General features: G+C 63.2%; 16 protein-coding genes. 8 read left to right on the top strand and 8 right to left on the bottom strand.

The genetic code is table 11. From position 1 onward, the window contains the following. Window positions 1-25: 25 nt before the first annotated feature. Entirely contained in the window at window positions 26-847 is an 822-nt protein-coding gene (locus tag ACTORR_RS02640; protein ID WP_054887801.1) for a helix-turn-helix domain-containing protein, read from the bottom strand. Between the two features lie 2 nt (window positions 848-849). After that, window positions 850-1,059: a hypothetical protein gene (locus tag ACTORR_RS02635; RefSeq protein ID WP_054887743.1), complete on the bottom strand. Its 210-nt coding sequence runs from the start codon at window positions 1,057-1,059 to the stop codon at window positions 850-852. 276 nt (window positions 1,060-1,335) lie between these two features. Between ACTORR_RS02635 and ACTORR_RS02630 the strand changes: the two genes are divergently transcribed. Further along, window positions 1,336-2,262 (top strand): universal stress protein, encoded by a 927-nt coding sequence (locus ACTORR_RS02630; RefSeq protein WP_313364179.1) that lies wholly within the window; start codon window positions 1,336-1,338, stop codon window positions 2,260-2,262. A 28-nt stretch (window positions 2,263-2,290) separates the two neighbouring features. Here ACTORR_RS02630 and ACTORR_RS02625 read toward each other — a convergent pair whose 3' ends face one another. Beyond that, window positions 2,291-2,839 carry a GNAT family N-acetyltransferase gene (locus tag ACTORR_RS02625; protein WP_054887741.1) on the bottom strand — a complete coding sequence of 183 codons (549 nt, stop codon included), beginning with the start codon at window positions 2,837-2,839 and terminating at the stop codon, window positions 2,291-2,293. Between the two features lie 184 nt (window positions 2,840-3,023). Between ACTORR_RS02625 and ACTORR_RS02620 the strand changes: the two genes are divergently transcribed. The 4 genes from ACTORR_RS02620 (at window position 3,024) to ACTORR_RS02605 (ending at window position 6,734) form a co-directional block, all read left to right on the top strand. Continuing rightward, window positions 3,024-3,938, top strand: a complete 915-nt coding sequence (locus ACTORR_RS02620) for a universal stress protein (protein ID WP_054887740.1) — start codon at window positions 3,024-3,026, stop codon at window positions 3,936-3,938. A gap of 3 nt (window positions 3,939-3,941) precedes the next feature. Continuing rightward, window positions 3,942-5,309 (top strand): MBL fold metallo-hydrolase, encoded by a 1,368-nt coding sequence (locus ACTORR_RS02615; RefSeq protein ID WP_313364180.1) that lies wholly within the window; start codon window positions 3,942-3,944, stop codon window positions 5,307-5,309. Between the two features lie 20 nt (window positions 5,310-5,329). Beyond that, window positions 5,330-5,974, top strand: coding sequence for a hypothetical protein (locus tag ACTORR_RS02610; RefSeq protein ID WP_313364181.1), 645 nt, complete (start codon window positions 5,330-5,332; stop codon window positions 5,972-5,974). A 64-nt stretch (window positions 5,975-6,038) separates the two neighbouring features. Then, window positions 6,039-6,734, top strand: coding sequence for a phosphoribosyltransferase (locus tag ACTORR_RS02605; protein WP_313364182.1), 696 nt, complete (start codon window positions 6,039-6,041; stop codon window positions 6,732-6,734). Here ACTORR_RS02605 and ACTORR_RS02600 read toward each other — a convergent pair. The 3 genes from ACTORR_RS02600 to ACTORR_RS02590 all read right to left on the bottom strand — a co-directional run bounded on the left by ACTORR_RS02600 (window position 6,716) and on the right by ACTORR_RS02590 (window position 9,685). Then, a complete protein-coding gene (locus tag ACTORR_RS02600) occupies window positions 6,716-8,083 on the bottom strand; it encodes an erythromycin esterase family protein (RefSeq protein WP_099813578.1) in 1,368 nt (455 codons plus the stop codon). The genes ACTORR_RS02605 and ACTORR_RS02600 overlap by 19 nt on opposite strands. A gap of 60 nt (window positions 8,084-8,143) precedes the next feature. Next, window positions 8,144-8,713: a GNAT family N-acetyltransferase gene (locus tag ACTORR_RS02595; protein ID WP_099813579.1), complete on the bottom strand. Its 570-nt coding sequence runs from the start codon at window positions 8,711-8,713 to the stop codon at window positions 8,144-8,146. 96 nt (window positions 8,714-8,809) lie between these two features. Then, the gene (locus ACTORR_RS02590) at window positions 8,810-9,685 is read right to left on the bottom strand and encodes a universal stress protein (RefSeq protein WP_441343531.1); all 876 of its coding nucleotides are present in this window, start codon (window positions 9,683-9,685) and stop codon (window positions 8,810-8,812) included. A 214-nt stretch (window positions 9,686-9,899) separates the two neighbouring features. Here ACTORR_RS02590 and fnrB point away from each other — a divergent pair, with 214 nt between their 5' ends. Further along, entirely contained in the window at window positions 9,900-10,631 is a 732-nt protein-coding gene (gene fnrB / locus ACTORR_RS02585; RefSeq protein ID WP_262108280.1) for a Crp/Fnr family transcriptional regulator FnrB, read from the top strand. On the opposite strand, the gene ACTORR_RS02580 is transcribed toward fnrB, so the two are convergent. Beyond that, entirely contained in the window at window positions 10,600-11,337 is a 738-nt protein-coding gene (locus ACTORR_RS02580; protein WP_313364184.1) for a hypothetical protein, read from the bottom strand. The two genes, fnrB and ACTORR_RS02580, sit on opposite strands and share 32 nt — an antisense overlap. 190 nt (window positions 11,338-11,527) lie before the next feature. Between ACTORR_RS02580 and ACTORR_RS02575 the strand changes: the two genes are divergently transcribed. Continuing rightward, entirely contained in the window at window positions 11,528-12,088 is a 561-nt protein-coding gene (locus ACTORR_RS02575; protein ID WP_186602718.1) for an Hsp20/alpha crystallin family protein, read from the top strand. 58 nt (window positions 12,089-12,146) lie between these two features. Then, window positions 12,147-12,611: a CBS domain-containing protein gene (locus ACTORR_RS02570; protein WP_054887799.1), complete on the top strand. Its 465-nt coding sequence runs from the start codon at window positions 12,147-12,149 to the stop codon at window positions 12,609-12,611. A gap of 33 nt (window positions 12,612-12,644) precedes the next feature. On the opposite strand, the gene ACTORR_RS02565 is transcribed toward ACTORR_RS02570, so the two are convergent. Continuing rightward, entirely contained in the window at window positions 12,645-13,070 is a 426-nt protein-coding gene (locus ACTORR_RS02565; protein WP_099813585.1) for a potassium channel family protein, read from the bottom strand. Window positions 13,071-13,088 lie beyond the last annotated feature (18 nt).

Genomic DNA, 13,088 nt, shown 5'->3' with positions numbered 1-13,088 from the left:
CCGGCCGCGTTGCCAAGGCCCACATTTACGGGGTCTGGCAGGGTGGCTTCGGCTTGTCCGCGCTTACGCTGTCAGCGCCGCCCTGCTGCAGCGCCATCAGCGCAGGCATGTCGAGTATCTCCACCAGTCTGCCTTGCAGGCTGACGATGTGCAGTGCGCGCAGGCGGGCGACAGAGCGGCACACGGTTTCCAGGCGCAAACCCAGGTACGAGGCCATGTCCTCGCGAGACATGCGCAACATGAAGCCATGGGCCGAGTAACCGCGGCTGACGAAGCATCTGGACAGCCCCACCAGGAAGTTGGCCAGCCGTTGTTCGGCGGTGAGGTTGCACAGCATCAGTACGCGCTGGTGCTCACGTACGATTTCCCTGCTCATCAAGCGATTCAGGCTTTGCTGCAGGTCGGGATAGGCCCGCGCCAGGGTTTGCAGGCGGCGGTAGGGCACCGGGCAGACTTCGCTGTCTTCCAGGGCTATGGCGTCGCAGACATGGCGTTCGGTGGCAATGGCATCGAGGCCGAGCACGTCACCCGGCATCCAGAAATTGATCACCACGCCCTGGCCTTCGATGGTGTTGAGGCTGGTCTTGAAACTGCCGCAGCGCAACGCATAGAGCGTGGTGAGAGGGACATCGGCATTGAACAGCGCGGCGCCCTTGCGAATACGCATACGGGGCCCAATCAGCGTGCCCAGGCAACTGTTGTCGTTGAGCGGCAAGCCGGTGGGCAGGCACAGGCCGCTGACGCGGCAGTCCTTGCACAGCGACGTCAGCGGCCTCAGGTGTATGGGGGTTGCCGCGTGCGATGCATCGGGTTGATCGAGCAGCGTGACCTTCAGTTGACCAGACATCGTCAGGCCCCCTTCGCGCATCGGCGTTCAGCCGAGCCGGTGCGGCTGAAGGAGGGGGCTAGCCTGTCAAACGAGTGGGGGGCGTTGATGCGGGCAAGCAATCGCTCGGCGAATTGTTCGGCTTCAGTGGCCGTATTGAAGCTCACCCGGCAGTCATCCAGGCGTACCCACCAGCGGTTGTGTTCGGTGTTTTTCTCGACGTAGACGTTCATCGGAGCCTCGATCCGCCAGACAACTGCGGGCACTGCAAAACGAAGGCCTCCCTGGCGATTACATGAGGGCCAGGGCAGGTGTACCGAGGCTCAGTAATTTTTTCTTGGTCCAGGGTCAGCGTGCGCCGGATTTGCCAGGAATGGTTGATCCGCATCAAGTTCCCGCTTGGGCTGAATCACCGTTCGTCGACACGAAGCGTGAGTTGATAAACGTCAAGTCGCGCTCAAGGCGATGGCAGATCATCGAGGCATGCTTCCCAACTGCAGAGGTGTGCCATGGACAACCCGCAACGACTCTTGCTGATCGCGTCGCCCCTGATGCGCCGAACCCCGGTCTATGATCGCGCTGCAGCATTGGCCAAGGCCAAGGGCATGGCGTTGCACATCGTCGCTTTCGACTACGTCGAGGGGCTGGCCACGGCGGGCCTGGTCAATGACCAGGCCCTGGCGGTGATGCGCGATGGTTATGTGCGCCAGCACCGCGAGTGGCTGGAAAGCCAGGCGCTACCAATGCGGCGCACTGGCATCACGGTCACCACCGAAGTGGTCTGGGTGCTGCATCCGCTGAACGAGATCCTGGTGCATTTGCGCGAGCAACCGTTTGCCATGCTGATCAAGGAGTTCGAGCACGAGCCCTGGTGGATACGCGCCATGTTCACCTCGCTGGATGTCCAGCTGTTGCGCGATACGCGCATACCGTTGCACCTGGTACACAAAGCCAGCCACGCCTTGCCGCGCAGGATACTGGCGGCCGTCGACCTGTCCAGGCCCGAAGACCAGTATGAAGGCTTCAATGACCAGATCATCAGCGAGGCACTGAAACTGGCCTTGCAGTGCAACGCCCAGATCGACTTGCTCTACGTCTACGACCTGGGGTCGATGTACCTGGACGCCGGCGGTAGCCGTGAGCATTCGTTCGTATTCGACTCCAACCTCGCCCAGACCCTTCACGAAGCCCAGAGTGAGGCCTTCCAGGCGCTGGCCGAGCGCAATGGCATCGCCAGCGAGCACCGCCACATGCACATGGGCGATCCAGCCAAGGTCCTGGCCTTGTTCATGGATAGCCATGACATCGACGTGCTGGTGATGGGCAGCTATCACCACCATGGTATCGGCTGGTTCATCGGCAGTACCGCGGAGCGTGTCATGCACCGGTTGTCCAGCAGTGTGCTGGTGATCTCGCCCGAGCATTCACAGGGATGACGCACAAGGCCCTTCAGGACCTTGTCGCTCAGGCGTTGAGGTCCAGCTCATGGATGATTTCGCTGACGTCGCCGCCCAGGTAACGCGAGGTGAAGCCTAGCGCCTTGGTCAGGCGGTGCATGGCGTAGTTGCTCGCCAGGTCCCGGGATACCATGCTCTGGTAGCCATTGCGCCGTGCCGCCTCGATCAGGTGCTGCAGCAGGCGCCGGCCCAGGCCTTTGCGCTGCCAGCCCTCGCTGACCGCAACCGCGCATTCGCAGCTCAGGCTGCCCGCCATGCCGGCATAGCGGCTGACGCCGACCTGCTGCAACTTGCCATCCACATGGGCGAGTGCGACATAGGCCATGCGCTGATGCTGATCGACCGGCATCCAGCGCGGGTCGAGGCTGGGCATTGCACCACTGAGCCCGGCGATGAAACGAAAGCGCCTGGCCTCGTAGGCGATGGTGCTCAGAAAGCGCTTGTCCCGTTCGTGGTCGTCCTCGCGCAGCGGGCGGATCAGCACGGCTGCACCGTCGTCAAGCGTTTCGACCCAATGTTCACCGGCTTGCGCCTGTTCGATCTGCTGCTCGTTCATGCTGCCTCCCGCTGGCCTGATCGGTAACTGGTGCAGCCGTTGTAACGTGGCCGACCGGTTCGGTTCTGACAATGGTCAAGTTCAGCGCCGATGGCGGTTTTCTGATCTGCATCAAGCGCCAGCGCGGCTGGGCGCGGAACATCGCCTGCATCACCCCCCAGTCGCGCAAGCCCGGAGGTTCATCATGGGTCAATACCGTCAACTGCTGGTGCTGCTCACCGAGGTCGATGCGCATTCAGCGGCGTTGCGCAGGGCCTTGGCCCTGGCACACGTCAGTGCTGCCAGCGTGCATGTGCTGGGGCTGTTCGAGCCGACCGAGGAGCACCTGCTGCGCGAGGAGCGGCTCAACGAAGCCGACATCAAGCGCCAGTACGAACGCTATCGGGCAAAGCTGGAGAGCTTGGTCGAGCATCATCGTGGCAGTGGCATCACGCTGACGGTCGATAGCCTGAACGCCGACGATATCCGAAGCACGGCCATTGACTACATCAGCGAACTGCAGCCTGACATGCTGCTCAAGGACAGCGAAAATGCCTCGGCCCTGGCGCGGCTGTTCGGCACGCCGCTGGACTGTGCCTTGATGCGCAGCTTGAAGGTCATCACCCACTTCGTGCCGCGGGACGCCGTGACGCTGCCGCGGCGGATCCTGGTTTGCGTGGATACCGCGTTCAGCGAGACGCCTGCGCTGCAGGAACACTTCAACCGTGGGCTCATTCGCGCCGCCCAGGCATTGGCGCTGCAGTGCGATGCGCCCTTGCACCTGTTGTCGGCCTACAACCTGGCGGGCGTGTTTGCCGCCGACATGCATGTGACCCAGGCCTGGATCGAGGAGATGCGCGCAGCGCTGCAGGAACCCTTCGAGGCCTTGGCCGACGCCGAGGGCGTCGCGCCGGAGCGCAGGCATTTCATGGAAGGCGGGCCGGTGCAGGTCATCCGTGAACAGGTGGCTGCGCTGGATATCGATGCGTTGGTGATGGGCGTCGTGCAGCCCAAAGGGCTGGACAAGCTGTTGGGCGATACCACCGAACGGATCGTCAGCCACCCGCCCTGCAGTGTCCTTGCGGTGCACCCCGACGTAGCCGAGCAGTGGGAGCCTTGAGCCATGCAATTGACCTTTCTTGGCGGCACCGGAACCGTGACCGGTAGCAAATTCCTGCTGACCCGCGACAGCACGCGGGTACTGGTCGACTGCGGGCTGTTCCAGGGCTTCAAGCAACTGCGCCTGCGCAACTGGGAGCCGCTGTCACCGGCCCTGCGTGCGCTCGATGCGGTGGTGCTGACCCACGCCCACCTTGACCACAGCGGCTATCTGCCGGTGCTGGCGCGGGAGGGCTACCGCGGGCCGATCTACGCCACCCCGGCCACCTGTGCCCTGACGCAGATCCTGTTGCTGGACAGTGCGCGCTTGCAGGAGGAGCAGGCCGAGCATGCCAATCGCCATGGCTACTCCAAGCACACGCCAGCGCGCCCGCTCTATACCGAGCAGGATGCCAGGCAGGCCCTGGCCCTGTTGCAGCCAGTGGAGCTGCATCAGCCGTTGCCGATCGCCGATGGCATGCAGCTGCTGATGCGCACCGCCGGGCATATCCTCGGTGCGGCGACGGTGCAGATCAGCGCCGAAGGCCAGACCGTGCTGTTCTCGGGGGACCTGGGGCGCCCTAAGGACCCGATCATGCGTGCGCCTGAGCTGGTCAGGACGGCCGACGTACTGCTGATCGAGTCGACCTACGGTGATCGCCAGCACCCTGACGAGTCGACCGCACAGTACCTGGCCAAGGTCATCAATGAAACGCTGTTGCGCCATGGCATCACCCTGGTGCCATCGTTTGCCGTCGGCCGCGCCCAGTTGCTGATGTATTACCTGTACACGCTCAAGCGCGACCGGCTGATCCCGGATATCCCGGTCTACCTGAACAGCCCGATGGCCACCGACGCCACCGCCCTGTACCAGCAGTACCGCAGCGAACATCGGCTGACTGCAGCCGAATGCGCCGCCATGTGCAAAGGCACACATATCGTGCGTACGGTCGATGAGTCCAGGCACCTGGACCAGCTGCGCGAGCCTGCGGTGATCATTGCCGCCAGCGGCATGGCTACCGGTGGCCGGGTGCTGCACCACCTCAAGGCACTGGCCCCCAACCCACGCAACAGCATCCTGTTCTCGGGCTTCCAGGCCGGCGGCACGCGGGGGGCCGATATCGTCGCCGGTGCGCGCAGCGTGCGCCTGCACGGCGAAGACGTGCCGATAAGGGCACAGGTGCATGCCATGGAGAACCTCTCCGCGCATGCCGACGCCGACGAAATCATGGAGTGGTTGCGTGGTTTTGCCCGGCCGCCGCGGCAGACCTATGTCATTCATGGCGAGCCGCACGCTGGCGACACCTTGCGCCGGCGCATCAGCCTCGAACTCGGCTGGCAGGTCTGCGTGCCGGAATATCAGGAAACCGTCGCCATCGACCCGGTGCGCTAGCCAGGCGCGGGAGGTGAATCATGAGTACGCAAGCAAGGGCGAAACTGCGGGCCTGGATGCACAGGCCCAGGGGCAGCCTGGGCTGGATCGTGGCCATCGTGGCATTGCTCGTCGCCGCGTCGGTGTACCGCGCATCGAGCCCCAGCTGGCGCATGCCCATGCGCGATCCGGCGGTGCTCCTGAGCCTGCTGGCGTTGAGTGTCGCGCTGGGGTGGGCGGTGCAGCGGGGCTTCAGACGCACGGTCGGCAAGGCCATTTTCAATGGCCAGGAGACGGGGTGGCAGGCCAGGTTGGCGTTGCTCCGTTCGATTACCCAGGAATCGAACCGGTTGATGAGTGTGTTGCTGCTGCTGGTCCTGCTCGGTACTGGCACCGTGTGGCTGGCCGGGCGCTCCGTGGCGCAGATCGTGGAAAACTGCACGGCCAACCTGCAGGCCCAGGTCGACGTACCCGAGGATGAGAAGCTCGCGGCGCTGGTCGGCAAACCCGTGTGCACGTGCATGGCTCAGACCTTTCTGGAGCGCAACGGGGTGCTGCGCCTGGCCCTGTTCGAAACGCCCCTGCAGGAGGTGAGCGGCCTGAAGGCGGTGACCCCCGCGGATGAGCAGCGTTGCCTCGCGCAGTTCGACCTGTTGCCCGAGGAGGGACGTGCAGTCACGCCTTGAAACCCTCACTGCCCCCAAGCGGATGCTGCAATGACAGGCGCCCATCGCGGCGCGGGAGGTGTTGATGTCCCATGATCTTGCCCTGCCCACCGTGTTTGCCGACCGGACCCAGGCGGGACGATGCCTGGTCGAGCCCCTGGCCCGTTACGCGGGCAGGCACGATGTGATCGTGCTCGCATTGCCGCGTGGTGGCGTTCCGGTGGCCTTCGAAGTGGCGACCGCCCTCGACGTGCCCCTGGACCTGCTGGTGGTGCGCAAGCTCGGCATGCCGTTTCACCCCGAGTTCGCCATGGGGGCGATAGCCAGCGGCGCAGTCACGGTGCTCAATAACGACATGCTGCGGGCTTATCCGGTAGAGCCTGCGCTGTTCGACGCCGTGGTCGCCAGGGAAACCGAGGAGCTGGCGCGGCGCGAGCGGGCCTACCGGGGAGGGCGGCCAGCCCTGCAGCTCAAGGATCAGGTGGTGATTCTCATCGATGATGGCCTGGCGACCGGCGCCACCATGCGGGCGGCTATTCAGGCTGTACGCGCCCAGTCACCGGCACGGATCGTGGTCGCCGTCCCGGTCGCACCGCCAGAAGCGCTTGAAGCGCTGTACGGTGAAGTGGATGAGCTGGTGTGCCCGCTGGTGCCTGAGCGGATGGTTTCGGTTGGCTATTGGTATCAGGATTTCCCGCAGACGTCGGATGAACAAGTGCTGGCATTGCTGCACGCTGCTGAGCTAGGTCAGCCAGGCCTCCTTCAAACACCAAACGGATAGGTTTCATCCTCAGGTTCCAGATGTTGACGTGCCGGCAAGGGCAGGGCAGTCACCGGCTGGGTCTGCTCGAACCAAAGCAGCGCATCGAACTGCTCGGCCAGCACCGCCTCGAAATAGTGGCTCTGCCGTTCGCTCTCGGGGCGATAGATGACGCCGATGGCGCGTTCGAGGAGCGCCGTGGACAACACATGGCGCAGCTCCTTGCGCTGGGGGTCACGCCAGTCGCTGAGGCAGGCTGGCACGCCTGCGAGGTGGAACTGGTGTTCCCAGCTATCGCTGCGCGAAGGGCGGATTTGCTTGATCTGCATGGGGCCGTCCCAGTCGTCGGCGGCGGCCACCTGGCCGCGGTCGGTGGCCATGCCGATCAGCACCGCGTCGCGCCCGAACGCGCTGCGGCATAGCTGGCCGATGTTGAACTGGCCTTTCCAGCCCATTTCCGTGGCGCCGGCATTGCCGATATGGGAGTTGTGTGCCCAGACCACTGCCTTGGCGCGGGGGCCACGGTGTTCCAGCAGGGCGCGCAAGGTATCGAACATGTGCCGGTCGCGCAGGTTCCATGAAGCCGTCGAGCCTCGGTAGATGGCCCGGTAGTACTGTTCCGCAGCGATGATCACGCGGGCGTTCTGGGTGGCGTTGAAGAAGGCTTCATCATTGCGCACAAGCCCTGACAGTTGCTCGGCGAGCATGACATTCAACTGCTGGATCACCGCCTGCTCGCAAGGCATGACGCCACCGCGCTCGACAAAATGACCATACAGCGCGGGGTCGTCCTGCCAAGGTGTCAGGCATCCGTATCGGCGGCGGGCTTCATGGGCCAGGTGCGGATCGACCCGGTCCAGGTAGGCCAGGACTTCATGGATGGAATTGCGCAGGCTGTAGACATCCAGGCCGCGAAATTCCACGCGGTGGTCGGTGGGCAGCAGACGGTTGTGCCCGTGCAGCCAATGGGCAAAGGCTTTGACTTCACCATTGCGCCACATCCAGGTCGGAAAACGGCTGAAGATATGGCGTTTCCACGCCGAGTGCGCCAAGCCTCGGACGTACTGATCGACATGCCCGGCATCCGGCCAGTCGGCTTCGACGGCGACGATGTTGAAGCCGTGCTGTTCGATCAGGCGCCGGGTGATCGCCGCTCGGGCGCGATAGAACTCGCTGCTGCCATGGCTTGCCTCGCCGAGCAGGATGACCCGCGCGTCAGCGTAGCGGTCGAACAGCGCTGCGAATGCCGGAGTATCCAGGTCCGGCAAAGGTTCGGCGTACTGATGAAGCACCGGGGCAATATCGGCAGTGTCGACCTGATACTGCTTGCCGTAGAGTTTTTCCATCAATTTCTTCGAAGGGCCGTTCATGGGGTGACTCCCATAGTCGGGCCGCCGCACCTTGACCCGTCAAGGTGCGGCGGCCCAGGGTCAGATCAGCGAGAGCCGGTGGATGACCTGGCTGGGGTCATCCGGGTCGGCGGCGGTGGTGAACCCCGCCGCCTTGGCCAGGTCGCGCATCGCATGGTTGGCTGCCGCGTCGACCGAATACATCTGCCGCAAGCCCTTGGCCCGGGCATGATCGATCAGGTGCTTGAGCAGCAGGCGACCCAGGCCATGGTGCTGCCAGCTGTCCATGACGGTAACGGCACATTCGCACTCGTCCTTGCCGCTGGCGGTGGCGTAGCGGGAAATGCCCACTTCCTGCAATTCGCCATCCACGTGGGCGAGGGCGACGTAGGCCGCCTGGCGATCCTGGTCAACCTTCATCAGCTGGTCGAGCATGGCTTCACCGGGCTCCCTGAGCTGGCACAGGAAGCGGAAATGCCGTGATTCGGGCGATAGCCGTTCGATGAAGGCTTTTTCGCGTTCACGGTCCTGGGCCTGCAAGGGCCTGATAAGCACGTGAACGCCGTTTTCAAGGGCTTCGATCCAGTGTTCACCCGAAGGCTTGGGGAACGAAGGCGTTGTGTGCACACGGGAAGTCTCGGCGGGCGCCATGGCAATGTCCTCTATGTCGAATGAACCAGGAAGTTCAGTGTCGGCAGCGGGCCATTCGCTGACTTGACACTTGTCAATTGCGTCACTCATCACCTGTCAAAGCGACAGAACAAGCGGGTCGTGCAACGCATGCGATCCCGCTATGGCCAACTGCTGCTGGCGCGCCTTGGCGTGGACCACCAGCAAGCTGCAGGTGAGGCTGGCCAGCAGGTATTCGAGGGTCGCGAACTGCCAGGCGCGGTGAGGGCTGGTGATCACCACGGTGTCGTAGCCGCAGCGGTTGGCATAGGCACAGAGGGTGTGTGCGCATGAGCCGACGATAAGGTGGTGATGAACGTCAGGTACCCCCAGCTGCGCAGCGAAACGTTTGCATGCGCTTGCCAGGGTTTCGTACGAGGGGATTTCCGCCAGGCTGTAGTGCTCGCTGTGGCGCAGCAAGGCGGCCTGGTCATAGACGGAGAACAGATGCATCTTCGCCTTGCGCGCATGGCTTATGAGCCTCGCGGTTTCGACGACCTCGGCGTTCGCGACGCCATCGTCCAGGTCTTCGCAACTGGCTGGCGCCGCGACGAACAGCTTGGCTTGGCCAGGCGCTGCCCGTTCCCGTGCGAACAACACGGGGCAGGGCGCAAGCCGCATGAGTTCGAGGCCGAAAGCGAGGTCCCCGTTCACTTGAGCTTGCAGGATCACCAGGTCGGCGTCGCATGCCCTGGCCAGCTTGACCAGCGCTTTGGCCGAGGGCTTGATTCGCCTGACCTCGGGCTCCACCTGGATGCCGCGGTCGAGGAAACCTTTGACCAGGCTTTTCTGCCGGCTCAGGTTGTCAATGTGCCTGGCCTGCGCAGCAGGCGCTGGCTGGATGGCCAGGGTCACCGAGGCGCCGATGACCTGCGCCAGCTCCACCGCCTGTTCGATCGCCGGATCATAACGATCCTCGTCACCCACAATCACCAGCAACTTACTGATTTGCATGCTCTTTCACCTTATTGGCAGATAGCGCCCCGGCAAACAGTCGGGCTGCAACTAAGCGTTCGATGCTTGAGCATGCGGGCATAAGCAAGTGGCGGCTTGATCTTCATCAAGTCGCATCAGGTAGCGTCCGACCCTTGGTCGGACGGACCGCCAGCGTTCAGTGCAGCCGCTAACTTGATTAGATGCCCGCCTGCAAAAAAGCGGAGGCATCGTCATGTCAGGCTCTGCGGAAATGGGGGCAAGGCCCCATGTGAAGTGCCTTGCGTGCTCGTTGAGCCGGCTTTGCCTGCCCGCCAGCCTCAGTGCCGACGAAGTGGACAAGCTGGAGCGAATTGTCCGCCGTAACCGGCCGTTGAAGCGGGGTGAGTACCTGTTCAAGGCCAACGAACCCATGGAGCACGTATTTGCCTTGCGCTCCGGGGCGATCAAGAATTTTCTGCTCGATACCGAGGGCAGCGAGCGGGTCACCGGCTTCCTCCTGCCGGGCGAGATGCTCGGGCTGGACGCTATCGGTGCCAGTCATTACCGAAGCTTTGCCATTGCCCTGGAACTCTCGCTGGTGTGCTCGATCAGGCTGGACCAGCTGGTGGATCTGTCCGGCCAGATCCCGGGGCTGCGCTACCAGTTGCTGCACATGCTCAGCCTGGGGATCCAGGGCAAGGACGAGCACCTGCGCTGCTGTCACGGGCGTGCCGATCAGCGGCTGGCGATCTTTCTGCTGGGCATGTCCACGCGCTACCAGGCACGCGGGCTGCGGGCAGATATGTTCACCCTGCCCATGTCCCGCGGTGATATCGCCAACTACCTGGACCTCACGCTGGAAACGGTCAGCCGATTGTTCAGCCGGTTCATTCATGCAGGGTTCATGCAGTGCGCCGGGCGTGAGGTCAGGCTCACCGACATGCAAGGCCTGGTCAACCTGACTCGTCTGGAGGAGCCCACTTGAGCGCGGCAAGCAGCCGGTCATAGCGTTGCACCGGCCAGCCTTCAGCGAGGTGCTCCGCCCCGATCGGGCGTGGCAGATGATCCGTGCGTATCCAGATGCGCTGCGGCGCCACACCTGTTTGCCAGCACAGCCGGGCCACCTGGCGCGCCACCTGTGACGGTGCGCAACAGTACACCGTGTCCGGGGCAAAGCGGGTCAGCAAGCGCCGGGTTTGCCATCCGCCACCGCTGTTGTCGCGCGGCACTGGCGAAAGCGCCGCCAGCCAGGTTTGGCACTCCTCTGGCAGCAGATCGGCGGCAATGCCGTTATGTGACAGCTGCACCTGGACCCGGGGCAGCCAGCAGCGGATCTCATCCAGCGCGCCCAGCAAGGGCAGCAGGCCGTCGGCGCGACTGATGGCCAGCAACCGTTCGCTTTGCAGGGGCAGCGGCCAGGCGCTGCCAAGCGGCCCGGAATAGTCGAACTGTTCGCCCAGCTTACCCAATGGCTGCGCGTGATGGATGCTGACGATGAATTGCCCGGCGACACCAGGCAGGGTCACGTAACTGCACGGCCAGCATTCGGTACCGCGGCCGAGCAGGCAGTACTGGCCTGCCATTGCCTCGCTGCACGGCTGGCGGCACAGGGCCAGGCGCACGAACTGCTGGATGCCTGGGCCTGGCAACGTTTGCAGCAAGCGGACACTGGCACCGCCATCCTGATTCATGGCTGCCTCGCACTGTAAGCATATCTTGCTGATATCAGCCTAGGTCGTGGCCGCTGCGGCATCTTGACCAGGATCAAACCGGCTGGCGCAGGGGGCGCCTCGTGGTTGATAAAGATCAAACGGTGCTTTGCCCGACGGCGCACATTCGAGGGGTCTCCCTGGGAGGCATTATTCATTCTAGGAGGTCGCCATGTCAGAAGTTGCCAAAAAAGTGCCTGTTACCCCGGTCGCCACCCAGCCCGCCAACGCTTCGCCGCCCAGCGTCGAACCCTCGGAGCTGTGGCGACCCTTCCAGCAATTGCGCCGTCAGATCGACAGCCTGTTCGAGGATTTCGGACGGCGGCCGATGCGCATGCCGTTCAGCCACACACCGTTCGATCTAGAGCCTTTCTGGCGGCGTGACCTGTTCAGCCACGGCATGCCGGCCATGGATATCAGCGAGCTGGCCGAGGAGTACCGCATCAGTGCCGAGTTGCCCGGCGTGGATGACAAGGACATCGAGATCAAGCTCGCCAATGGCAACCTGGTGATCCGCGGTGAGAAACACGAAGAAGTGGACGAAAAACGCAAGGAATATCACCTGTCCGAGCGCCATTACGGCAGCTTCGAACGGGTCTTCCAGCTGCCCCGTGAAGTCGACGCCGAGAAGATCAACGCCCAGTTCAACAAGGGCGTGCTGCTGGTGCACCTGCCCAAACGCGCCGAAGCCATCCATCCGGAAAAGGTGATTCCGATCAAGAGTGGTAAATGATCACCCCTTTTTACTGTATCGAGGAGCAAGGAAGCTCCGCCTGTGGAGGTAGAACATGATGTCCATTGGCAAATACTGCAACCGGGACGTGGTCACCGCACCGCCCGGTATCTCCATCTATGCCGCGGCGCGCATGATGAATCAGTACCATGTCGGCGATCTGGTGCTGGCCGAACATGTCGACCGCGAGCGTTGTCGGCCTATCGGCCTGATCACCGATCGCGACCTGGCGTTGCGCATCATTGCGCGCAACCCACCGGATCAGGAAGACCTGCAGGCAATCGATGTGCTGCCCCGGCCTCTGATCACCGCCAACCAGAACGAGGACCTGTTCGATGTGATCCTCAATATGCGCCGCGCCAATATCCGACGCATTCCGGTAGTCGATGATTTCGGCCTGCTGGTCGGAATCGCCACGGCGGACGACCTGGTGGGCCTGCTGTCGGACCACCTGCACGAACTGTCACTGCTGATCCGCCAACAGAGCCGGCGGGAGGAAGATCTTCGCGGCGAAGACCTTTGAGCGCGCTTGGGCGCGACAACCTGGACCGTTACCTTACTTGGCCTTCCAGTACTTCTGCATTTCCAGGAACAGGAAAGACGCGGTCCAGGTGATCAGCACCAGACCCGTCAGGGCCTGCAGGCCGGTGAGGTACTTCAAATGGCCGGTGGGCGCGATGTCACCGAAACCTATCGTGGTATAGGTGGTGAAGGAAAAATACACGCAGTCGAGGAAACTCCCGTCGAAATTGCCGCTGAGCGTGCCCCAGCCTCGGGCATGGGCCATCAGGTAATAGGCCAGGGCAAAGCACCACACCTCCACAGCGTGGGCCAGCAGTGCACCGAATACGCCTGCCACGATGCGAAAGCGGCTCCAGAGCTTGAGCCGAGGCAGCCAGTCATTCAGGCGCAGCAGGCATTCGTAATGAATGATCACCACCAGGATCACCACCAGCATGTTGATCAGTGTCACAGAGAGCATGGCAGGTACCCTGGCCAG

This window comes from Pseudomonas sp. SAR267 (assembly GCF_052077595.1).
Lineage (GTDB): Bacteria > Pseudomonadota > Gammaproteobacteria > Pseudomonadales > Pseudomonadaceae > Aquipseudomonas > Aquipseudomonas vlassakiae.
Note: the sequence above shows the minus strand (reverse complement) of the source record. Positions and strands in the feature narration are given on the sequence as shown.